This is a genomic window from Lysinibacillus fusiformis, from assembly GCF_016925635.1.
GTDB classification, from domain to species: domain Bacteria; phylum Bacillota; class Bacilli; order Bacillales_A; family Planococcaceae; genus Lysinibacillus; species Lysinibacillus fusiformis_F.
Genome location: NZ_CP070490.1, coordinates 1,104,486 through 1,128,047 on the forward strand (window position 1 = coordinate 1,104,486; position 23,562 = coordinate 1,128,047).

Below are 23,562 nucleotides of genomic sequence, written 5' to 3' on the forward strand. Positions count from 1 at the left end.
TCACAAATAGTGTGTGAAACAAATTAGTGTTTATACATTTTTGTATAAACCTAAATCGTAGTCAAGTTATTTACGGTAACTTGGTAGAAACTCACGGGCCTTATCCCCGACATTATACGACGACGTATTTAATTTACATTCGTAATATATCATTTCATTTTTTAGATTTCAACCCTATTTCCGAACATTTTTCTAAAAAGAAATACGAAAGTTCGTGTAAAATTCTTATTTAATGTTCATGTTCTACTAAAATCGCTACTAAATAAACGATGTACTGAACATTCCACCAACCAGTATAAAGCAAAAAACCCCCTAGATTTCTAGAGGATCCTTCCTTTGAATTTATGCCTTAGCTCATCACTTTACTTTGCAAGAGTTGAATTCTTTTTTCTAATTTCTCTTTCCAATCTTCCGCTAGTGCATCTACTGCTTGTATTTGTTTCATAGCGATCGCATCTTTGTTTTTAAAATACACTTCATTGCAATACAAAACTGATATACGTGCAGGATGCTTTTCTACAAGCTCAATTGATGAATCTGCACAAATTGTTCCTTCTTCTAGTACACGCGCAAGGAAGCCTGTATAGCCCGTTTCGATTAAACGTTTGAGTAATATGTTGGCCTCTGTATATCTATCAATCGTACTACACGGAATACGTCCTTGTGTAATTTGGATGACAACATCACCAATTTTATAAATATCACCAATACAAACATCTGCTTCTAACATATTCGTTACGGTTAAGTTTTCCCCAAATGCAGCAGTGGGTAACGTTTTTCCAAGTTCCTGTTCCCATTGTATGTAATGCTCCGCAGGATATAAACAAACTGCTCGGTCAGGGCCACCATGATGTTTTTTATCTGCCACATCATCCCCTTCAAAGCCTTGAGAGGACAAATAAACTTCTTGCACTCGTTGCTTTTCAATCCCTGTAATCATTGAACGCCCTTTACTATCAACCAATTCTTTTGGCATCCCAACAGCTAATGTATGAATCATTGGTATATTTTTCTCCATTTAAATCCCCCCTAATCTAAATAGTATAATTTCTTTTGCATTCATTTAGTTTACTACACACAACACTTTACCAGCAATTTTTGCATGTTGAGATACTTCATTTGGCCATAAATTCAGCAAGAATTAAATCAAAAAAAGCCCTAAAAACCTCTCAGGGCTTTTAGGGCTATTGCTACTATTCCCACTCAATCGTTGCTGGTGGCTTAGATGTAATATCATACAGCACGCGGTTCACGTGTTTTACTTCGTTTACTAGGCGGACAGAGATTTTCTCTAGTACATCCCAAGGGATACGTGCCCAGTCAGAAGTCATACCGTCGATAGATGTAACGGCACGGATACCAATTGCATAGTCATACGTACGTGCATCGCCCATTACACCAACTGAACGGATATCAGGTAATACCGTGAAGTATTGCCAAATGTCACGATCAAGGCCAGCTTTTGCGATTTCTTCACGTAGAATGAAATCCGATTCGCGAACGATTTCTAATTTTTCTTCTGTTACTTCACCAAGCACACGGATACCTAATCCAGGACCCGGGAATGGTTGACGCCAAACGATTTTTTCGTCAAGTCCAAGCTCTAAGCCTAGTGCACGTACTTCATCTTTAAATAAAGTTTTCAGTGGCTCGATTAGTTGGAATTGCATATCTTCTGGAAGACCACCAACGTTATGGTGTGATTTGATTGTTTGTGCAGTTGAAGTACCAGATTCAATAATATCTGTGTAAAGAGTTCCTTGTGCTAAGAAATCCATACCTTCAAGCTTAGATGCTTCTTCATCAAATACATAAATGAATTCATTACCAATAATTTTACGTTTTTTCTCTGGATCAGAAACGCCAGCAAGTTTGTCCATGAAGCGTTTACGTGCATCGATTTTAATAAGATTCATGTCAAAGTCTTCTGTGAATGTTTTCATTACTTGTTCAACTTCACCTTTACGGTTTAAGTTGTGGTCTACGAACATACAAGTTAATTGATCGCCGATTGCTTTATGGATTAACACTGCTACAACCGATGAGTCTACACCACCAGAAAGAGCACATAATACTTTTTTATCACCAACCATTTCACGAATTTTTGCAATTTCAAGCTCAATGAAGTTTGCCATTGACCAATCGCCTTTCGCTCCACAGATGTCGAATACGAATTGACGTAATAGATCATTACCATATACAGAGTGACGTACTTCTGGATGGAATTGTACGGCATATAGCTTACGTTCAACGTTTGCCATTGCAGCAATCGGACAAGATGCGCTAGTTGCGATGACTTCAAATCCAGCTGGAACTTCTGTTACATGGTCACCATGACTCATCCAAACGATTTGTTCTGTAGGTAACTCACCAAATAATTTATTTGGCGTTGTTACTTGAACTTCAGCTTTACCATATTCGCGTGTTTCAGCACCTTCAACTTTACCGCCGTTTGTATGTGCCATTAATTGCATACCATAGCAAATACCTAAAATCGGTAAACCTAATTCGAAAATAGCTGGATCCACATGGAAAGCATTTTCATCATAAACAGAGTTTGGACCACCTGAAAAAATAATACCTGTTGCGTTCATATCTTTAATTTCTTCTGCAGTCACCGTATGTGGATGTAATTCACTGAAAACACCAAATTCACGAATACGACGTGTGATTAATTGGTTAAATTGGCTACCGAAGTCCAGTACAACGATTTTTTCTTGCTCTTTTATTAAAGGGCTAGCTGTCAAAATTTCCACCTCTTCTATTATTTTTAAAGGATATTTTCATTTGTTCAAAGAAAAACGCGAAGAAAGTAAAAAAACTTTCTACGCGTTCATAAGCTCTAGAATATTGATAAAGGCGAATGCGTAGCAAAGTAAAGTGATTTACTATACTTTTCACCTAGCGAAAACATCCGCCTTCATAGAGAAATCATTTGAGGTGATTTCGTAGAAACATCCGAACCCTATTATCGAACTTATATGAAAGCAATCCTTGCATTTAATTTTTTTCATTTTACTCTTTGTCTACGCTAAAATCAACTGATAGTGCGATTGATTAAATATTCCCAACTTTCTTTCAGCTTGACAAAATCAACATCTTCTTTGTCTTTCCCATAAATATGTTGCTCATAGACTACCGTCAACTTCTGCATTTCATCTGTTTCTAATGCTGCATCTACACGCTCTGCGAATGCACTTAGCGTTTCTCCATCTTTTCTGCGCAAACCAATACGAGATAATTGCTTCAGTAAAACAAGGTAAGAAGAATCGAAATTTGACCAATCCGCTACTTTTTTACGGTATGCTCGTACATGCATCTTTGGAATCCATGTTTTACGCTGTAAGAATAAAGAAATACTCGTGATTATTAATAATACAAGAATTATCACCCAAACATAAGTAAACTTTTTCAGCCATACCCACATTGCATCAAAGCTAAAGGCTGATTTCAGCTGTTCCTTTTCAGTTACCTGTTCTTGCGGTTGTGGTTGCTCAGGCTTTTGTTCTGGCTGCAACACTTCTTCCTCATCAGACGTATCTAATGGGATATCATAATCAATGTTCACATTCCCCGAAAAACCGATTGTCGGTTCAAACTCCATCCATCCCGTTCCAGGTATAAATGCTTCTACCCAAGAGTGTGCATTGTCATTTGTGATGCGATATTCGCGTAATCCATCTGACATTGGCCCTGCAGTTCCAGGTGCAAAACCTTTCACCCACCGCGCTGGAATCCCTACTGAACGTAAGAGTACCACCATTGAAGTGGAGAAATTATCACAATACCCTACTTTTGTATCGAACAAAAATTGATCGACGTAATCTTGATTTTCAGCAGGAATTGCAGCTTCCGTTTTATCGTACTTAAAACCATTTGTTCTAAAATAACTTTCTACAGCCTTAATTTGTTCATAAACCGTATCTTTCTTTTGTGTTATTTCAGAAGCTAAGTCCCTTACACGTTGGGGAAGTTGGTTTGGTAACTGCAAAAATCGATCAAAAGAAGAGTCCATTGTTTCAAGTGTTGCAGGGTATGACAATTGGAGTTGCTCCATACTATAAACTGGTTCGCTATAAGACAACGAATAGTTTGATAATGATTTTGATTCCCCTACCTGTTGCTCTATGTTCATTCTTTCAGTTTGCTCGTCTTGAATAAATAGAGTGGAATCTTGAGCAGAAACGGAAATCATACCATATGTTTGAATTAAAAATGGCATAGGAACAGCAATGTCTAATTGAATCTGATGTTCATTTTCAGGTGGTCCTACTTGTAAAGATGTCAGAATCGGTGTGTTTGACTCATAAACGTTTTTCCCAAAGTTCCCCTCTGAAACAATCCAGCCTTTTGATGTATACGTATCTTTTGTTTCAATGCGCCAATAGTGACGATCACGAGAAGAGGCAGTGAAAATTAATGTATTATCTCCTTGGAATGGGCCACCTAGCTGACTATCATCTTGGCTATAACCAACTGATTTTTGACCATTCCCACTTCCATCTTGTCCAGTAACTCCTTGGATAAACGGCACAGGATCAGCCCATGTTGGTCCAGTCTTCGGTAAAAAGAACGCTACAGAACTTACAAGCAATACGGATACAAGCATCGGAATAACAATTTTCCATTTCTCTATAACCGTACTTGTCGTTTCCACTTGAAGCCATAAACGTTTGACAAATAGTACGCCTGTCATGATTAATCCTAGAACAACGACTTTCACAATTGCCGCTTTACCATCATAATCACTAAATGTGTCCAAAGTGGCAATAAAGAAAACGGTCATAGCAAAAAAATAGAATATATTTTTCCGTACCGAAACCCAATGGTGAATTAAATAAACCAACATCCAAATCAACACAAGAAATAAGACTGTTCTAAAAGAATCCGAAACCTGTCCAAAGTCACCCGTCAAGATAGTCGCCATATTTCCTTTCCATTCAGCCAATAAGAAAGGCAAAGTATCACCAGATAATACAGGACTAGGGCTATAGATAAAAACGATAAACCAGGTAATATAACCAAACTTCACTAATCCCGATAACAAAGGATGTACGCGGAATAAACTTAGCGCAAGAGACATGCCGATAAAGACTAAGAAAAGATGCATCCCACCAGTACTCGTTAATTGCATAATAGGGATAAGCCATTCACGCAAAATGAAAAATACAATAACATAAGCGATGGCTAATTCTAAAAATTCTCCCAATGATTGCTTCACGGTTTCATCACCTCCGTGAATAAATGATAGAAATCTGCTGGATTTACATAGATAACTTGAATATGTTTATACCGCATCGTATGTTCAGATTGCTCAGGTGGCTGCTTTGCCACTACAAAACAAATACAGCTTTTCACTATATTTGCAAGCATATGTAGTAATTCATCCGAAACATTACTTGTCACATAAAGTAGTGTGGCAACTTGCTTAAAGGCTTGTTGGTCATGGAATCGAAATTTCACATTTTCTGTAGGTTTTATAGCAGCTAAATGATACATAACCTGATCCAACTGCTTGTCACCCTGTATAACAGGGAATACTTTCGTCATTTCTCCAGCGGAAATAAATGATAAATCTCCACGTTCCTGAACGATCATCTGTAACATTGATGCTGCTAACTCCACTTTTTCTTCAAACATTAAGGAATTTGTAGCGTCCAGTACTAACATTAATTCAGATGATTGTCGATCCTCAAATTCCTTAGACTGTAAGGTTTGTGTTCGTGCAAACGATTTCCAATGAATCCATGAAAAACGATCTCCTGGAACATACTCTCTTAAACCAACAGCCATAGACGTGTCCTTCACAATAGAATAAGGTGACATCATAGGGCCAACATCATATTTTGTTTGAAGCGCAGCGTATTTCATCTCTTGTATTCTTGGATAGACCAAAATAGTTTGTTCCTTTTCTGCTACAACAATCTTTTTTGCCCAGCCAAAGAAATCATAAAAAACAATTGTAACTCCCAGGTAGCGATGTTCTCCACGTGGCATATTCTCTAATTCATAATGCCAGCTAAAGTTTTTTTTAAATCCAACGAACTTAATAGCATTCGCATTTTGTATTTTAGCTTGCACTAATCCTTCACTATCTACAAGTTCCTCCATTATGATATAGGCAAATGGGAAACGTGTTTTTCGTTCTATCGTAATAAACACCTTCGCCGATTGACCCCGTTCTATATGCATCGGGTCAATCTTACGTTCTATTAGTAAAATATCTTCTCTAATGATAAAGAACAGGAATGCGTACACTAAAAATGGACTAACTGTAAAAAATACAAACCAGCTGACAAAACCACCTTGGAACATTGCATAACAAAATGTTACGATCATCAAGAAAGCGATTAATAGGAAATGCTTACTTTTTTCTACAAAAGCTTTCCATCGCCTCATTGTTCTGCAAACCTCTTTGTTGGAACTGGTGTTTTGGCAATGATACGCTGGATAATTTCGTCCGGTGTCACGTTATCATAGCGTGCATCTGGTTTTAAAACTAAGCGATGGCTAAAGACAAATGGCACTAGATATTGAACATCATCAGGTGTTACATAGCTTCGACCTTTCAAAAATGCGTAAGCTTGAGAAGCTTTCATTAGCGCTATTGTTGCTCGCGGACTCACACCTAAATAGACATAATTATTTTCCCTTGTTTGGGCAGCAAGCTCCACCATATAATTTTTAACAGAATCTTCTACATACACACCTTGAACAAGTTCCTGTAATTCAATTAATTGCGCCACAGATAACACTGCTTCGATTTTTTCAATGGCTTTACCATTCTCAGCTCTTCGCAAAATTTCAACTTCCTGCCCCCTAGATGGATAACCCATTTTTATCTTTAAGAGAAATCGATCTAGCTGTGCTTCAGGTAAAGGATAGGTACCTTCATGTTCAATCGGATTTTGTGTGGCCATAACAAAAAATGGCTGATTAATTATCAGCGTTTTTCCATCAATTGTAACAGAGGCCTCCTCCATTCCCTCTAACAGGGCTGATTGAGTTTTTGGCGACGTTCGGTTTATTTCATCGGCTAATACAACATCCCCCATGATTGGCCCAGGACGAAATTCAAACTCCATAGTCTTTGGATTATAAATTGAAATACCAACTACATCTGAAGGCAATAAATCCGGTGTAAATTGAATACGCTTAAATTGTGCATCAAAAGATTTTGCAAGTGCTCGCACCATCATTGTCTTTCCTACTCCAGGTACATCCTCTAACAATACATGTCCCCTTGCTAATAATGCGACAATACTGAGCTCAGCAACTTCTCTTTTACCAATCATTACTTTTTCTATATTTTCTAAAACGTTCTGTATTTGAGCATTCATTTATCGAAAAGCCTCCCATTCCATCCAGCAATTGCGTGAATTGCAAGCAAACTTATTCTAAGCATAGCGAAATCTGTCTTGTAAAACAATTATCTGAAACTTCTACTTCCTACTAGCACTCATAAAAAGGCTTGTTTGACAACATCCAAACAAGCCCAATCCTTATTATATAACGTCATTATCCATTAGAATGTTACAATTTCAACCTTTTTAACCATATTTCTTCTAAAGATGTAGAATTTTCTTGTGAAAAAATTTCAGTTATCGCCCCAGAAATAATAATTTTTCCTTCATGTAAAACTAACACATCATCCGCTATTTCTTCAGCAAAAGACAGCAAATGAGTAGAGAATATAATCGTATTCCCTTTTTCCTTTTCCTCCAACATCATATTTTTCAACTGTGCTATCCAAAATGGATCTAGGCCATTGGTTGGCTCATCTAATATTAGTAAAGAACCGCTACCAAGTAGGCTTTGAGCTAGGTTTAGTCGCTGTAGCATCCCTTTGGAAAAGTGTTTCGCTCTTTGCTTCCGAACATCCCACAAGGAAACACGCTTCAACACACTCTCTTGTTGATATTTATCTACTTGTTTTAAAGATGCCAACAGCTCTAATATTTCAGCGGCAGTTAGCATAGTTGGAAAATTTATATCATCAGGCATGTAACGGATTATTTGTGGTATATGCCATATCATTTCACCGGACTGCGGCTGCTCTTGACCAGTTAATAAACGAATCAAGGTACTCTTTCCAGCCCCGTTTCCTCCAACCAATGCGAGAATTCGACCAGCATGCAGCGCAAAGGAGGCATCTTTTAATCCTCTATCATTTTCATAAACATTGGCTACATTTTTTCCTTCTAACAGAATCATCGCTGATGACCCTCCTTTAATAACTTCGAAGCAAGTATTAGCGGTAGTGCAATCCAAAGTATCGTGACGATTCCATACACTGCATGACCATATGGTGATAAGTAGAACTTCGTTACACCATAAAAGGCAGGGCCAAGCACACTAGCTTGATTGCTGAATATAAAATAACCAAAGCGCTGCCATTCTACTGGATTTATATGTATCGTTATGATGGTAAGCTTTTGTAAAACATGACCGGAGACCACTGCACCTAGAGCCATTAAGGCATAAGAAATGAGCAATAAAAGAAAGGACCAAACAACAAGGGATAATGCAAGTGCAAATAATCTTGTTTTGGCAAATGCCCCTAGCACGATTCCTAAAGACACAAAGATAAAGATACATAATAGCGTAAGGATAACTAAAACAATCGGTAACCGTACGCCAACTAGTAAACTACCTACTGTTAACACAACACCCAAAGCCACTAGTACCACTAATAAAAACGCAAGTACTGTAGCCACATATTTGCCTATAATAAATTGCATACTTCTCATTGGATATGTTTTTAATAATGAAAACCAACCAGATTCTATATCACCAGCTATACTCATACTGCCAATGGTTAAGATAAATAATGGCAACAGAAACAATAACACATTTAAAAACGATGCCGTTTGACGCGTAAAGCCCTCCATATCTGGTAAAGCCATTTGTTGAATGACGATAATGGCAACGAAAACAAACGTAAAAAGAAAAGCTACTAGCTGCATCCATCTACTTCTTAAAATTTGCTTCAGCTCTATTTTTACAAACATCACTCATGAATCCCCCAATTTAATGTCAGCAAATCATGATAGGCTAATAGTTGACCCGCTCCTTCATCATTCATCCATACCTGTGCTTCATCTTTTGTAGCAAATGCAATAACGCCATAGTTCATCGGCGTCCAATAATTTTTGTTGTACACATAAATCGCTTTATAAACGTCAATCCATTCATTATCTGCTTTATTTTTAATATAGGCTGCCCCAACTTCATTCTCGCCATTTAGCTCAAGGTAGTCTAGCAGACAGCCAACATCATCAAAAATCTCATAGTCTCCATTTTTCAATACAATTTGTCCAGCATATTCATTATGAACAATGCTCATATTACAAACTTTACAAACATCTGTTTCACTAATAATTTCCCGTGGAGGATATGTTTTTTCACCACAACCTACTAAAATAACTCCACATAAAATTAGCATCATTATCCATCTAGTCATACTCGTATCCCCCTTTTCCAAAGCCATAAACTACACATAGATACCACTAAACCGATAAGCAATTGTACGCTATTTAACGAAAGTTCTGTCTCTTTCATATTACTCATTAATTTCGGTTCATTATCTACCAGTAGGTTTCGTTCTGTTTTATTAATCTGTTGATCTAGTGACGTCAGGATAACAACGCTTGGTGATGCCACAAAAAATTGATAAACTGGCTGTCTCACCATCCATTGTCCAAAACTTGATACAGCCACGTAGGGAACATCGCCAAAACCATCACCTGCAACATCTAGCCCTGTATAATCATCATAAAAATTATGCTTTAGACGTAAACCTTGACTGTCTGACCTTGCCGTTAATATATTTCCTGTAAACTGATTATCCATAATGGTTGAACGCTCATCGACTTTTGTACCTTCTAATGCCGTTTGATTCATTTGAAAGCGATTTTCTTGTATTTGAATGATGGAACTTTTCTGCAAAGCTACTCCCACACGATTATGTTGAAAGCTGTTTTTTCTTATCATCGCCTCCTGTGTGTCATACATCAAAACTCCATAACTATTGAAACCATTATGAGTACTCACTTTATTACTACTTATTTCTAAATCAGTAGTCATCATGACCATAAGACCTGTGACATTATGTAAATACGTATTGAACAGCACCTTCACACCACTTGAATACATAAAATGTGTTCCATAACGACTTTTTGTTACTTTGTTTCGTTGCACATCAATTCGCTTCACTTCTTCAACCTATATACCATCCTGCACTTGTTCAATCGTATTTTGTTCGATCGCGACATCCTCACTTTTAAAAACCGCAATTCCATTTCCTTTTTCAGCAAAGTGTGACTCATTACCAATGATCCTATTTTCTAAAATTCGAATATGCCTTGAACGTTGAATATGTATACCAGTTTGGACATCTTTTAGTTCGATCGCTCTCAGCTCTAAATTCTCCGTCTCATTTGCAACAATTCCTTTATTTTTTGCTGTTATCCTTATATTTTCTATCCAAACATTCGTTGCATGGTCAATTTTCAATGCAGGTTCATCATTTTGAGAATAAAGCTCAGTCCCTTTATGTCCGTACAGTTTGATCGGTTTCCTCACGATAAAATTCCCTTGGTAACGACCAGCAGGAATATGAATACTATCTCCAGCTTTTGCTTGATCAATAGCAAATTGAATATCAAATTCCGCATATGCCGTTTGACTTGTAAATAGAAAAAACAAAAAGAGTAAGCCTATTTGTTTCATCACTCTTTACCTCCTCATTCAGCATGAAAGAGGCTGGGACAAAACCCACCTCTAAATTAAAAAGCCTGTGAAATTTTACGATCAGTAAAATTTCACAGGCTTTAAATTTTTTCATAAAAAAATAAGGATCACTTCTGATAAAATTAAGTCACCACAACAAAATTATACAGAAAGAAGGATCCTTATGTTTAAAAATTATAACATGAATCAATTAGTTTTGCCTTTAGATTTAGAAGTAACATTACAAAAAAATGATATTGCCTTCCATGTCCACCATTTAGTTGAAAGTATCTCGCCTGAAGCGTTTGAACCATTCCTTCGAAATGAAGGCTGTCCCGCCTACCATCCACGCATGATGCTTAAAATTATCTTATGTGCTTATACACAATCTGTCTTCTCAGGGCGTAAAATTGAAGCCCTATTAAAAGATAGTCTTCGGATGATGTGGCTAGCTCAAGGGTATGAACCAAGCTACCGCACGATCAACCGTTTTCGTGTTCAACCAGAAATGAAAGAGTTGATCCGCCAATGTTTCGTCCAATTCCGTTGCCAGTTGGTCCAAGAAGAATTAATTGATCAGGAAGCTATTTTTATTGATGGAACAAAGATCGAAGCCAATGCGAACAAATTTACTTTCGTGTGGAAAAAATCCATCGAGAAATATCATAACGGATTAATTGAAAAATCAAACCAGTTATACGATGAGCTACTCGAGAAAGAAATCATACCAGAAATTGAACGAGAAAATGTAGAAGAATTAGCAGTAGAAGAGCTCGCCCAGATGGTAGAAAAAGTAGACGAAGTGATTTCCGCGTATGATCAAAAAATAGAGGATTCATCGGATGTAGCTGCGCGAAAAGCTTTAAGAGCCGAACGGAAATTCCCAAAGCAAGCACGCAAACAATTAATCGACTATATTGTACGTAAACTAAAATATCAAAAAGACTTTGAAATCTTTGGCATGCGAAATAGTTATTCCAAGACGGACTCAGATGCCACATTTATGCGAATGAAGGATGACTATATGAAAAATGGTCAATTGAAAGCAGGTTATAACATCCAAGTCGCAACAGAAGGTCAATATGTGCTTGCCTATAGTATCTATTCGAACCCAACGGATACACGTACCTTAATCCCGTTTTTAGATGAAATCGAACAACATTATTTTGAACTACCAAAACACGTTGTCGCAGATGCTGGATATGGTAGCGAACAAAATTATGATGATATCCTTTCGAATCGTAAACGAGAAGCCTTAATTACGTATAACTTGTATTTAAAAGAACAAAAGAAAAAGTATAAACAAAACGAATTCAATACAGCATACTGGGATTATGATGAAGAAAATGATCAATACACATGCCCGAACCAACAACAGCTTGTATTTAAATATCGTACCACGAAAACGGATCAATATGATTTCACGCGCGAGTTTAAGGTATACGAATGTGAAGACTGTTCCGAATGCCCATTCCGTTCATTATGTACAAAAGCAAAAGAAGGAAATAATCGTAAGTTAATAGTGAATGAGAAGTGGGAACAGCAAAAAGAATATGTAAGAACAAAGCTTTCAGAAGAAAAAACGAGTACCATTTATCGTCAACGCAAAATTGACGTGGAACCAGTTTTTGGATTCTTGAAAGCTAATTTGCGTTTCACTCGATTTTCTGTTCGAGGAAAATCGAAGGTTAAAAATGAAATAGGTCTGGCATTAATGGCTGTGAATTTAAGAAAATTCACAGCCATTAGGTATGGAGACAACATAAAAAATAGAGAAATCCTAATTTGAATGAATTAAAATTAGGATTTCTCACTAATTGAAGCTAGTTATGTCCCAGCCTCATGATTTAATGACTGTGTCCTTCTTGATTCATCTCATTCGAATGCATGGATCCAGATGCATCATTTTCTTCCTCAGCCTTTTTTTGCATCATTTTCTTCCGTCTCTCCAATGCGTCCTCTTTAATTTTTTGTAGTTCCTCCACATAAGCTTTCGGATTTTCTTGCATATATTTATCTGCTTCAGCCTTGTCCACGAAATAAATATAGCCCCAATTCATCGGAGATTTCAGCTCTGTTTTTACAATGGTTGCATCTTCAATCTTTGCCCAATCTTTCGTCACAAAATCACGCACAAATTTTTCGTTTTTTTCTTCATTTGCAACCTCTGCATTTAATAAACAGCCAATATCATCATAAAAAGCGATGGTTCCATCTTCTTTTATTGCTTGTGCTGAAAATACGCCCATCTCATGATCTTTCATATAAACCTTCATGTTACACATTTCACAAATTGTATCTTCCTTCGGCTCTTGTAATCGTGTATCTACTAGCGAAGCAACTTGTACAGAATTTTTCACGGTTTCTGATTCATTTTGCATCGCTTCTTGCCCAACTTCATTTTCTTCTACCTGGGCTTTTTCGCTGCCACATGCTGCAAGTACAAATAATAATATTAGTGCAGGTAACCATAATTTTTTCACAACGTTTTCCTCCAAATTTCGTTTTTCTGTTGCCATATCCTACATTACAGATTAGTTGTGAAATTAGTTAAAAATCGCAGTGAAATATTGGAAAAATTTTCTTGAACATTAAATGAACATCTTCACTTCAAATATTTTGAATTTAGTGCTTTCATTTACTTCCTCCTCAAAAATAAAAACTCCCCACACGGATGTGGAGAGTTTGGCTTATATGGAAGAACGGTAACTATTGAGTCGCTTCTTTTGTTTGTTTAAACGACTTAGCTTTAATGCCGTTTCATTTAATTCACGACGAATTTGCAAATCACTAGCACTATCTACATGGCTAGGTGCGATCTGTTGATGTGGTTGTGAATTTGCTGAAGCAATCGTTGAACTATGCGTCTTCTCTTTATTTTTTTGTAATCTATTTTTAAATTGCTTTTGTGGATTTTGACTAAAATTATGGCTGAGATCACCCGCATGTAAATACTGTTGTTCCTGCCGAAAAACACTACTTGTCGTTGCACTCACTCTAGAAGTCCTCATAAAAAGTTACCCTCCCCTACATTTTATTATCCTTATAGGTAATTATATCGACATTATATGCTGACAATTAACAACATAGAACCAAAATGCATAAAAAAAGAGTGAAAAGAGCTATTTTCAAAAGCGGAATCCACTTTCTTTATAACTCTTTTCGCTCATCTTACTTCCAAAAATCATCAAATATTGTAATCGGCATATGCCGTTTATGTTGGGAACGCAAATAATATCCTTCTAATATTCGGCGAGGTTCTTCAGGAATTTCTTTACCCTCTAAATAATCATCAATTTGATCATACGACACACCTAGCGCCACTTCGTCTGGTAATGAGGGACGGTCTTCTTCTAAATCTGCTGTCGGCACCTTTTTATAAAGATGCTCAGGACACTTAAGTTCTGCCAACAATTGTTTTCCTTGTCGTTTATTTAAACGAAAGATTGGCATTAAGTCTGCTCCACCATCTCCAAACTTCGTATAAAAGCCTGTAATAGCTTCCGCAGCATGATCCGTTCCTAACACAACCGCTCCATTCATTGCAGCAATTGAATATTGGACCTTCATACGCTCACGAGCTTTTTCATTCCCTTTCACGAAGTCATTCAGCTCAACACCAGCATTTGTTAGAGCTTTCACACTAGCATCAACAGCATCTTTTATATTTACCGTAAAAACTTTTGTTGGCTTTATATAATCAATGGCATCCTGACAATCTTGTTCATCAGCTTGTACGCCATATGGTAAACGTACAGCGAAAAATGAATACTTCATTTCTCCCTCTTCTGCATTTAATTCATCAATCGCCAACTGCGCTAGTTTTCCTGTCAATGTTGAATCTTGACCACCAGAAATACCAAGAACAAATCCTTTTACAAAGCTATAGCGTTTTGCATATTCCTTTAAAAAATCAATGGATTTACGTATTTCTTCCTGTACATCAATATTAGGTAATACACGTAATTCCTCAATAATTTGTTGTTGTAAAGTCATTGCCCCTGTCACTCCTTTTTTACATTCGTTTAACCATCGCGTGCACTTCTTCAATATTACGCATCTTATTATCCCAGCATTTTTGACTGAGATCGACCGGATACTCTTCTGGATTCATCGCACGCTTATATTCATCCCATAACAATTCTAAATTTTCCGTAGCATAATCACGCATTTCCTCTAATGTAGGATTTTGATAATTTATAGCTCCGTTTTTAATAACATGCTGATGTAAATTTTTTGCTTCAAAATTCGTGACAAACTTTGAGACAAACGTATGAATTGGATGGAACATTTTAATACGTTCCTCAGCTTGAGGATTTTCATCGTGCATTGTGATGTAATCTCCCTCTGCCTTTCCATTCTTTTTATCGATAATACGATAGACATTCTTTAATCCCGGCGTTGATACCTTTTCCGCATTAGCCGAAATTTTGATTGTATCTTCAAGTTGCCCTTCGCTATTTTCGATAGCCACCATTTTATAAACAGCACCTAATGCAGGCTGGTCGTAAGCTGTAATAAGCTTTGTACCAATTCCCCAAACATCTACTTTTGCTCCTTGAGATTTTAAATTTAAGATTGTGTATTCATCTAAATCATTCGAGACAATGATTTTGGCATCATGGAAGCCTGCAGCATCCAACATACGACGAGCTTCTTTTGATAAAAACGCGATATCACCGCTATCTAAACGTATACCAATAAAGTTAATTTTGTCTCCTAGCTCTTTAGCTACTTTAATAGCAGTTGGCACACCTGATTTCAATGTATTGTAAGTATCTACTAAAAAAACACAATCACGATGACGTTTTGCATAAGCATGGAATGCATCATAATCATTTTTATAAGCTTGTACTAACGCATGGGCATGTGTACCAGAGACAGGAATCTTAAAAAGTTTACCTGCTCGAACATTACTTGTGGAAGCAAAACCTCCAATAAACGCTGCACGCGTTCCCCAAATAGCAGCATCCATCTCTTGTGCACGCCTTGTCCCAAATTCCATCGCCACTTCATTTTTGATAATTTGCTTTATACGGCTAGCCTTTGTGGCAATTAATGTTTGATAGTTAACAATATTAAGTAATGCTGTTTCAATTAGCTGTGCCTCCACTAACGGAGCTTCAATTCGGACAATTGGTTCATTAGCGAAAACTAACTCCCCTTCTACCATGGAATACATATCCCCTGTGAATCGAATGTTTTTTAAATACTCGATAAAATCCTCTTTATAACCTACTTCATCACGTAAATACGCAATATCCGATTCACTAAAATGAAAGTCACGTAGATAATCAAGCATTCGCTCTAACCCAGCAAATATGGCATAGCCATTACCAAAAGGTAATTTTCTAAAATACAATTCAAAAACTGCTTTTTTATTATGTATGCCATCCGCCCAGTAGGATTCTGCCATATTGATTTGATATAAGTCTGTGTGTAGCGCTAAGCTATCATCTGCATAGTTTGATCTCAAAAGAAACCCCTTCTTCCGCTTTGATAATTAGTCCTAGTATACACTATATACCCAAATTCTTGCGTATTACATTCACTCTTATAGATGTTAGGTTTTCTAACATAAATAGTCAGAAAATTTAGAACTGTACACATTTTAGACACAAATTTTAGTACCGCTTTCATTCCCTTTATAAAAACCTTTTTTCTAAAATATTTCGAGTATAGAAATATTACGTGTTAAGTAACCTTACATATATTCTAAAAAAACAATTGCACTGTTTTTAATACCGTTTTAACATGTAAATTAAATTCACGCAAGGAGCTGGTACACATGAAAAAAATTGAAGCAATCATTCGACCTGAAGTTTTTGGAGCAGTTCGGGATGGACTTGCACAGGAAGGTATTGCAGGGTTAAGCGTTTCTGAAATTGCTGGTTGTGGACGTCAGCTAGGTAGAACGGGACTCTTCCGCGGCAATACGTATGAAATCGAATTTTTACCTAAATTAAAATTAGAAATGATTGTGGACGACAGAAAAGTTGATGCCATCGTAGAGATTTTATTGCGTGAAGCAGCAACTGGTAAAGTTGGGGACGGGAAGATTTTCATTTATCCAGTAGAACAAGCAATTCGTATCCGAACAAAAGAAGTCGGATCGATTGCAGTAGAATAAAGGGGGCGATATAGATGGATGAAGTACTATTATCTGTTAATTTAATTTGGGTGATGCTTGGCACTATTTTAGTATTCTTTATGCACGCAGGTTTTGCCATGGTCGAGGCAGGTTTTACCCGCTCGAAAAATGCAGTCAATATCATCATGAAAAATTTCCTTACCATTTCCCTAGGTGGCATCGTCTATTTTTTATGTGGCTACGCCATTATGTTTGGCGACACAGTAGGTGGCATTTTCGGCACTAGCGGCTTTGCTTTAAAAGGGGTGGATGATCTTTCCTTCTTTATCTTCCAAACAATGTTTGCTGCAACAGGAGCAACTATTTTATCTGGTGCTGTAGCAGAACGTACTAATATTTTCGCTTATGTCGGAATCATTATACTTATGTCTTTAGTTGTTTATCCTGTAGTAGGCCACTGGGTTTGGAGTGGGCAAGGTTGGTTAACAGATTTAGGTTTTGTTGACTTTGCTGGCTCGACAGTTGTTCACTTAACAGGTGCTGTGGCAGCATTTGTCGCAGCTGTCATGGTTGGACCGCGACTTGGTAAATATGAAAATGGTCGAGTAAATGTTATTACAGGACACAGTATTCCATTAGGAGCCTTAGGCGTATTTTTACTTTGGTTTGGTTGGTTCGGCTTCAATGGTGCTTCTACGTTAGCTGCCGATCCAGAGCTAGTTCCTAGTGTTATTGCCAATACATTTTTTGCAGCAGCAGCTGGTGTAGTGGCTACTGCCTTCTATACAAAATTCCGTTACGGACATATCGATGGCTCTCTTACATTAAATGGCGCATTAGCAGGGCTTGTAGGGATTACTGCTGGTGCAGCAAATGTCAGCATTTTTGGCTCGCTTATCATTGGCTTAATTGCTGCACCCCTACTTGTCGAAGGAGTACGCTTCCTAGAGTGGAAACTAAAAGTTGATGATCCTGTTGGAGCGATTGCTGTTCATGGTATTTGTGGTATTTGGGGAACACTGGCAGTTGGTCTATTTGATGTTGGAGGTCAAGGCTTATTCTACGGCGGTGGTATTGGTCTATTTGGTATTCAAGCAATCGGTGTTATTGCAACTATTGCTTGGGTTAGTGTATCAGTAGCAGTTGGCTTATTGATCATCAAAGCATTTATTCCACTACGCGTAACGGCTGAAGAAGAAATTGCTGGGTTAGATGTAATGGAACACGGAACGCCTGCCTATGAATACCAAGATATTTTCAAAAGCTCTGCTGTACGAGGAGAAACCTTTGCTCATCGTTTAACACATTTCGGTAAAACACAGAATAATGTTCAAGAAGAACAACATGTATAGCAAATAGAAAAATCTGCTCCTTTATCTTTGGATAGTGGGGCAGATTTCTTTTTGGTGAACTCCTACCTTGTTCATTTACGGAGGAGGCAAGTTTCTTTGTTTGAAGTGATCGAATCTATAGAAAAAGTGCTCTTTATTTTACTAAAAGCGATCAATTTTTTAGCAAAAGTGCTCTTTCCTTTGTTTGAACCGCTCTTTCCCTTACCAAAAGCGCTCTTTCCTTTGTTTGAACCGCTCTTTTCCTTATCAAAAGCGCTCTTTCCTTTGTTTGAACCGCTCTTTTCCTTACCAAAAGCGCTCTTTCCTTTGTTAGAGCCGCTCTTTCCCTTTAATTTAGCAACCGATTACCTTTTATAATTAAATTATTTCGCTTCAATCGATCTATTCCTTCTCTAATTCAAGTAAAAACTGCTTCATAGCTAGTCCACTTCTGAAGCCTGTTAATTGACCATTTTTACCAATGACGCGATGACATGGAATAATCGCTAGTATTGGGTTTGCTCCAATAGCAGTCCCTACAGCTCTAACTGCTTTCGGATTACCAATGCGTTGTGCGATATTTCCATAGGACGTTGTTGTCCCATAGGGTAATTCCTTTAAAGCATCCCAAACTGCTAATTGAAATGTTGTTCCTTTCACATGGATTGGCAGGTCAAACTCAGTAAGTTCCTTCTTAAAATAAGCTGTTAGCTGATCTTTATATGGTTGCAATTTTTCTGAACTCTCTTCAAAGCAATATCCTTTAAAGGGTTTTTTAGCCCAATCTTGCACTTCATCGAATGATGCATTGGGGGTGCCTATATAAACAAGGCCTTTGTCTGAAGCCACTACATACATATCACCTTGTGCATACGTTAATGTATCGAAATACAATATTTCCATTCCCAAATCCCCTTCTTTCTTCTATTTCAACTGCAGCTTCCAGTCATGTCATGCTACAGTTATTTTACTGACTATAACAAAGGAGTTTCAATAGATGAATACGTTATATGAGCCTGCCATTCACTTTCAACAAGTTCATTTTTCAGTAAATGATAAAATGATCTTAAAGTCAATTACTGGGTCATTTCCAAAAGGGCAAATCACCACTCTCGTTGGCCCTTCTGGTGCTGGTAAAACAACGTTACTTAAATTATGTAATGGCCTTCTTTCACCAACAAATGGGCATATACTCGTTAATAATCAGCCTATTTCTACATATGAGCCTACAGCTTTAAGAAGACATGTTGGCATTGCTTTACAAGCAGCTCCTATGCTAGCAGGTACAGTGTTAGAGAATCTCGCCCTTCCCCGTACACTGCAAGGACAAAAACTTTCGCAACAGGAGGCTGTTCAATATTTAGAAGACGTTGGGTTAAACGAAAGCTTCTTACATCAATCTACAAATGAACTATCAGGCGGACAACGTCAAAAGGTATCTATTGCACGGACGCTTATCAATCAATCCTCTATTTTATTATTAGACGAAATAACATCTGCCCTGGATCGTCAATCCGTACAGGACATAGAAAAATTGATTGTCACCATTAACAAAAAATACAATGTCACCATGATTTGGATTACGCATAATTTGCAACAAGCATTAACGATTGGTCACTATACATGGGTTATGATGAATGGGGAGTTAATTGAAACTGGTAAAAGTACTTTGCTCAGTGCACCAACGAATCCACGTGTTGCAGAGTTTGTACAGGGGGTAAACAAATGACCTATACAGCTTTATCACTGACATTAATTTTTGTTTGTATTCCTTTACTCTTATCCAAAATATTAAAGTTAGAGCTTGAAAAAGATACGCTCATTGCAACATTGCGCTCCATCTTTCAATTGCTTGCAGTCGGCTATATATTAAAATTTGTCTTTGACGCAAATAGTTACATCTATATTTTTCTCATGGTAGCGCTAATGATTATCGTTGCTACCTTCAATGCAAGGAAAAAAGGAACAGGTATAAAAGGAATCACTTGGAAAATAGCACTGACGCTTATTGTGATAGAAATGGTTACACAAGGTGTCTTGCTAGGCTTTAAAATTGTTCCAGCAACTGCTCAGTATATCATCCCGATTAGCGGGATGTTAATCGGTAATTCCATGGTGCTATCCATTTTATTCTTAAATCGTTTTATAGCTGAAATTACTAGTCAGAAAGATCAAATGGAACTAATTTTATCGCTAGGTGGCACTCCAAAACAAGCGATTCATCGCCAATTGATTAATGCCATAAAAGCTAGTATGATTCCTACTATTGAGAGTCAAAAAACAATCGGCTTAGTACAGCTACCAGGTATGATGAGTGGTCAGATTATCGGGGGAGCTGACCCTATTCATGCGGTCCAATTTCAACTTTTAATCATCTTTGCTCTCTTAACAACTGCAACATTATCCAGTATTATGATTGGTTTTTTAAGCTATCCTGCGCTATTTAATGAACGTATGCAATTACTTGAAATGAAATAATTGTTAGGCTGAAATGAATATAGTTTAAATAATTTATGTTATACTAAAAAGAAAATGCAGTTAGGAGAATGACCATGTTATTACGCGATTTTTTCATCCATTTATCTGAGAACCAACTATTAAATAGTGCTGCAAAGAAATATGGCCTAAAATTAGGAGCACAAAGTGTAGTAGCTGGTACAAATATCGAAGAAACAATTGCAAGCATCAAAGAACTAAATGCACATAATATTTCTTGTACAGTAGATAACCTAGGTGAATTTGTTTCAAGTAAAGAAGAAGCAACTGCTGCTAAAGAAAAAATCCTTGCTGTGATTGAAGCTATTCATGAAAACGGTGTAGCTGCACATGTTTCTTTAAAGCCATCTCAATTAGGTTTAGATATTGATGTTGATTTTTGTTATGACAATCTGTATGAAATTGTAGAAAAAGCCGCTTTATATGATATCTTTGTTAACTTTGATATGGAAGACTATGGCCGTCTACAAACATCCTTTGATATGGTGGAGGAATTATCTAAAACATTTAATAATGTTGGTACAGTCATCCAGTCATACTTCTACCGTGCAAAAGACGATATTGAAAAATTCAAGGACTACCGTTTACGTATTGTAAAAGGTGCTTATAAAGAGCCAGTAGAAGTGGCCTATCAAGATAAATTAGATATTGATTTAAACTTTATTGAGTTAATTGAATATCACCTACTAAACGGCAAATTTACGTCAATCGCAACACATGATCACAATATTATTGCGCACGTAAAACGCTTTGTAGCTGATCATAATATCCCACTAGACAAATTCGAATTCCAAATGCTATATGGTTTCCGTACTGATATGCAAAAAGAACTTGCAAAAGAAGGCTATAACTTCTGTGTGTACGTGCCATTCGGCGAAGATTGGTACGGCTATTTCATGCGCCGTTTAGCTGAGCGTCCTCAAAATCTTAACCTTGTCACAAAACAAGTATTTACGAAAAAAACGAATACAGTTCTTGCAGTAGCAGCAGGTGCATTCGTTCTGGGACGTTTAACAAAAAGCAAAAAGTAAAATTAAAAAGAACCTTGTCGCTTATGATGCGATAAGGTTCTCATTTTATTTATTCCATCCTTTTTCCTTAAAGCGCGCAATGGCCTCAATTCGATTGCCAACATTTAATTTTTCTAAAATCGTTGAAATATAGTTACGAACCGTTCCAGCAGACAAAAACAGCTCTGCAGCAATTTCCTTTGTCGTCTTGCCCTCTGCCACAAGTGTCAGTACCTGACTCTCTCGCTCCGTCAAAGGGTTCTCACTATCATCTTCATAGACAAAATCAACGAGCTCTGGCGCATAAATACGTTTACCATCCATTATTGTACGGATTGCACTTACTAACTCCTCTATAGGGCTATCCTTTAATAAATAGCCTCTTACACTCGCTTTTCTAGCACGCTCGAAATAACCTGGTCTAGCAAATGTAGTTAAAATAATAACTTTACAATCTGAGCCAGTGCTATGTATTTCTTCTGCAGCGTCTAGTCCAGTTTTAACTGGCATTTCAATATCCATAATACAAATATCAGGTCGATGCTCTTCCACAAGCATCAATGCTTCCTCACCATTTTTTGCTAAGCCAACGACCTCCATATCCTCCTCCATACTAAGTAAAGAGCGAAGCGCGCCTAATAGCATCCCCTGATCTTCAGCAATCACAATTCGTATCATGTCACAATCCTCTTTTCTATATGTTCTTCAGATTGTCTTTGACATTCTGATGCGTAATAGCTACTGGGATAGTTACCGTTAATGTAGTGCCCTCAACACTTTCAATTTTAAAGGACCCATTAATAAACTCTAAACGTTCCCGCATTCCTTTCAATCCGTTACCAGTTCTCCATGCTTGTTTTTTCGTAATGCCTTGTCCGTTATCTCGCACTACTAAGTAAACTTCTTTAAAATTTTGATGGAAAGCAATTTCGCATTTTGATGCCCCACTATGTTTAACAACATTATTAACCGCCTCTTTTAAGCACATAGATAAAACATTTTCTACAAGTGGGGGAACTTGCAATGCGTTTTTATCACCCTCAAAGACAAACTCCATTTCAGCCGCCTTTAGTATTTGTGAAATACGCATTAACTCATCTTCAAATTTTGCCGTGCGCATATCTGACACTAATTCCCGAACCTCTTTTAAAGCAATACTAGCCGTCTGGCGTATATCCTTAATTTCAATCAAAGCCTGCTGAGGATCTCGTTCAATCAACCTAGAAGCTAGATCACTCTTCAAACCAATCATGGACAATTTTTGCCCTAATGTATCATGTAAATCTCGAGCTATCCGTTGTCGTTCCTCAAAAACAATTAACTCAGCAATCCGTTCATTAGCCGTTTCCAACTGCCCCTCTAAATTTTCACGTTTATTTTTGGAATAAATCGTTAACGGTAAAAGGACAACAGCTAAAATGGTTAACACAACGAAAGGTAGCTGCGATAAAAATAGGTGAAGCTCCACAAAGAAGCCAGCTCCGGTAGAAATAACTGTAAACCCAATATGTAGACCATACATAATATAAAAGCCGACGGGTCTTCGGATATTGCCAATAAAAAATGCTGTGAAAATGGATAGATACACATAGCCATATAAGATGGTCATGATAATATTGATGACCATTTCAAAGCTGATCCACATATAAACTAAACCGCTTTTCGAATTCATGGAAAATCGATAGAAAATAAAATAAAGCATTAAAAACGTAATCCCTATCGAGATTTCAATATAAGATGATTTCCTAAAAATGAAGAAAAACGGTAGGAAACAAAAAATAATCCACAAATATACACTGAGCATAGGACTATTCGGAATAATACTATGCCATTTCCTCAACATAATCTCACGCTCTTTCCTACTTTTCCCTTATTATAACAAGAAAATTAAATTTATGCCTGT

At 37.2% G+C, this 23,562-nt stretch carries 24 protein-coding genes and 2 riboswitches; of the genes, 7 read left to right on the top strand and 17 right to left on the bottom strand.

Annotated features, from left to right (window positions below):
- Positions 1 to 38 precede the first annotated feature (38 nt).
- A riboswitch (purine riboswitch) is annotated at positions 39 to 140 on the bottom strand.
- Positions 141 to 349: 209 nt separating this feature from the next.
- The 10 genes from JTI58_RS05550 to JTI58_RS24810 form a co-directional block, all read right to left on the bottom strand.
- Positions 350 to 1,018 (bottom strand): MOSC domain-containing protein, encoded by a 669-nt coding sequence (locus JTI58_RS05550; RefSeq protein ID WP_205445753.1) that lies wholly within the window; start codon positions 1,016 to 1,018, stop codon positions 350 to 352.
- A 175-nt stretch (positions 1,019 to 1,193) separates the two neighbouring features.
- Entirely contained in the window at positions 1,194 to 2,747 is a 1,554-nt protein-coding gene (gene guaA, locus JTI58_RS05555) for a glutamine-hydrolyzing GMP synthase (protein ID WP_205445755.1), read from the bottom strand.
- A 156-nt stretch (positions 2,748 to 2,903) separates the two neighbouring features.
- Positions 2,904 to 3,005: riboswitch (purine riboswitch) on the bottom strand.
- 32 nt (positions 3,006 to 3,037) lie between these two features.
- Positions 3,038 to 5,221, bottom strand: coding sequence for a DUF4129 domain-containing transglutaminase family protein (locus tag JTI58_RS05560; RefSeq protein ID WP_205445756.1), 2,184 nt, complete (start codon positions 5,219 to 5,221; stop codon positions 3,038 to 3,040).
- Positions 5,218 to 6,399 carry a DUF58 domain-containing protein gene (locus JTI58_RS05565; protein ID WP_205445758.1) on the bottom strand — a complete coding sequence of 394 codons (1,182 nt, stop codon included), beginning with the start codon at positions 6,397 to 6,399 and terminating at the stop codon, positions 5,218 to 5,220. The genes JTI58_RS05560 and JTI58_RS05565 overlap by 4 nt, the downstream gene beginning before the upstream one ends.
- Positions 6,396 to 7,340: an AAA family ATPase gene (locus JTI58_RS05570; RefSeq protein WP_205445760.1), complete on the bottom strand. Its 945-nt coding sequence runs from the start codon at positions 7,338 to 7,340 to the stop codon at positions 6,396 to 6,398. Before JTI58_RS05570 ends, JTI58_RS05565 begins: the two co-directional genes overlap by 4 nt.
- A gap of 193 nt (positions 7,341 to 7,533) precedes the next feature.
- Entirely contained in the window at positions 7,534 to 8,214 is a 681-nt protein-coding gene (locus JTI58_RS05575) for an ABC transporter ATP-binding protein (protein WP_205445762.1), read from the bottom strand.
- Positions 8,211 to 9,011 carry an ABC transporter permease gene (locus JTI58_RS05580; protein WP_205447128.1) on the bottom strand — a complete coding sequence of 267 codons (801 nt, stop codon included), beginning with the start codon at positions 9,009 to 9,011 and terminating at the stop codon, positions 8,211 to 8,213. Before JTI58_RS05580 ends, JTI58_RS05575 begins: the two co-directional genes overlap by 4 nt.
- Entirely contained in the window at positions 9,011 to 9,463 is a 453-nt protein-coding gene (locus JTI58_RS05585) for a nitrous oxide reductase accessory protein NosL (RefSeq protein WP_243456324.1), read from the bottom strand. Before JTI58_RS05585 ends, JTI58_RS05580 begins: the two co-directional genes overlap by 1 nt.
- A complete protein-coding gene (locus JTI58_RS24805) occupies positions 9,460 to 10,215 on the bottom strand; it encodes a NosD domain-containing protein (protein ID WP_243456326.1) in 756 nt (251 codons plus the stop codon). Before JTI58_RS24805 ends, JTI58_RS05585 begins: the two co-directional genes overlap by 4 nt.
- Positions 10,216 to 10,224: 9 nt before the next feature.
- A complete protein-coding gene (locus tag JTI58_RS24810) occupies positions 10,225 to 10,731 on the bottom strand; it encodes a right-handed parallel beta-helix repeat-containing protein (RefSeq protein ID WP_243456404.1) in 507 nt (168 codons plus the stop codon).
- Between the two features lie 184 nt (positions 10,732 to 10,915).
- On the opposite strand from JTI58_RS24810, the gene JTI58_RS05595 reads away from it, so the two are divergent.
- Positions 10,916 to 12,520 carry an IS1182 family transposase gene (locus JTI58_RS05595; protein WP_205442132.1) on the top strand — a complete coding sequence of 535 codons (1,605 nt, stop codon included), beginning with the start codon at positions 10,916 to 10,918 and terminating at the stop codon, positions 12,518 to 12,520.
- Positions 12,521 to 12,578: 58 nt separating this feature from the next.
- Here the strand turns inward: JTI58_RS05595 and JTI58_RS05600 are convergent, their stop codons facing one another.
- The 4 genes from JTI58_RS05600 to JTI58_RS05615 form a co-directional block, all read right to left on the bottom strand.
- Positions 12,579 to 13,214, bottom strand: a complete 636-nt coding sequence (locus JTI58_RS05600; RefSeq protein ID WP_205445763.1) for a nitrous oxide reductase accessory protein NosL — start codon at positions 13,212 to 13,214, stop codon at positions 12,579 to 12,581.
- Between the two features lie 207 nt (positions 13,215 to 13,421).
- Positions 13,422 to 13,742 (bottom strand): NAD synthetase, encoded by a 321-nt coding sequence (locus JTI58_RS05605; RefSeq protein WP_205445765.1) that lies wholly within the window; start codon positions 13,740 to 13,742, stop codon positions 13,422 to 13,424.
- A 160-nt stretch (positions 13,743 to 13,902) separates the two neighbouring features.
- Entirely contained in the window at positions 13,903 to 14,727 is an 825-nt protein-coding gene (nadE, locus tag JTI58_RS05610; protein ID WP_205445767.1) for an NAD(+) synthase, read from the bottom strand.
- A gap of 19 nt (positions 14,728 to 14,746) precedes the next feature.
- On the bottom strand, positions 14,747 to 16,207 hold the full coding sequence (locus JTI58_RS05615; protein ID WP_205445769.1) for a nicotinate phosphoribosyltransferase: 1,461 nt from the start codon (positions 16,205 to 16,207) through the stop codon (positions 14,747 to 14,749).
- A gap of 312 nt (positions 16,208 to 16,519) precedes the next feature.
- Between JTI58_RS05615 and JTI58_RS05620 the strand changes: the two genes are divergently transcribed.
- The 3 genes from JTI58_RS05620 to JTI58_RS05630 all read left to right on the top strand — a co-directional run bounded on the left by JTI58_RS05620 (position 16,520) and on the right by JTI58_RS05630 (position 18,531).
- Positions 16,520 to 16,861, top strand: coding sequence for a P-II family nitrogen regulator (locus tag JTI58_RS05620; protein WP_205445770.1), 342 nt, complete (start codon positions 16,520 to 16,522; stop codon positions 16,859 to 16,861).
- A gap of 14 nt (positions 16,862 to 16,875) precedes the next feature.
- On the top strand, positions 16,876 to 18,174 hold the full coding sequence (locus tag JTI58_RS05625) for an ammonium transporter (protein ID WP_205445772.1): 1,299 nt from the start codon (positions 16,876 to 16,878) through the stop codon (positions 18,172 to 18,174).
- A gap of 96 nt (positions 18,175 to 18,270) precedes the next feature.
- Entirely contained in the window at positions 18,271 to 18,531 is a 261-nt protein-coding gene (locus JTI58_RS05630) for a hypothetical protein (RefSeq protein ID WP_205445774.1), read from the top strand.
- Positions 18,532 to 18,555: 24 nt separating this feature from the next.
- On the opposite strand, the gene JTI58_RS05635 is transcribed toward JTI58_RS05630, so the two are convergent.
- The gene (locus tag JTI58_RS05635) at positions 18,556 to 19,056 is read right to left on the bottom strand and encodes a methylated-DNA--[protein]-cysteine S-methyltransferase (RefSeq protein WP_205445776.1); all 501 of its coding nucleotides are present in this window, start codon (positions 19,054 to 19,056) and stop codon (positions 18,556 to 18,558) included.
- A gap of 94 nt (positions 19,057 to 19,150) precedes the next feature.
- On the opposite strand from JTI58_RS05635, the gene JTI58_RS05640 reads away from it, so the two are divergent.
- From JTI58_RS05640 to JTI58_RS05650, 3 genes are all read left to right on the top strand, one after another.
- A complete protein-coding gene (locus JTI58_RS05640; RefSeq protein WP_205445778.1) occupies positions 19,151 to 19,882 on the top strand; it encodes an ABC transporter ATP-binding protein in 732 nt (243 codons plus the stop codon).
- The gene (locus JTI58_RS05645) at positions 19,879 to 20,631 is read left to right on the top strand and encodes an ABC transporter permease (RefSeq protein WP_205445779.1); all 753 of its coding nucleotides are present in this window, start codon (positions 19,879 to 19,881) and stop codon (positions 20,629 to 20,631) included. Before JTI58_RS05640 ends, JTI58_RS05645 begins: the two co-directional genes overlap by 4 nt.
- Before the next feature lie 74 nt (positions 20,632 to 20,705).
- Entirely contained in the window at positions 20,706 to 21,680 is a 975-nt protein-coding gene (locus JTI58_RS05650) for a proline dehydrogenase family protein (RefSeq protein ID WP_205445781.1), read from the top strand.
- A gap of 45 nt (positions 21,681 to 21,725) precedes the next feature.
- On the opposite strand, the gene JTI58_RS05655 is transcribed toward JTI58_RS05650, so the two are convergent.
- Positions 21,726 to 22,337, bottom strand: a complete 612-nt coding sequence (locus JTI58_RS05655; protein WP_205445782.1) for a response regulator transcription factor — start codon at positions 22,335 to 22,337, stop codon at positions 21,726 to 21,728.
- Positions 22,338 to 22,353: 16 nt separating this feature from the next.
- Positions 22,354 to 23,502, bottom strand: a complete 1,149-nt coding sequence (locus JTI58_RS05660) for a sensor histidine kinase (RefSeq protein WP_431844394.1) — start codon at positions 23,500 to 23,502, stop codon at positions 22,354 to 22,356.
- Between the last annotated feature and the right edge of the window lie 60 nt (positions 23,503 to 23,562).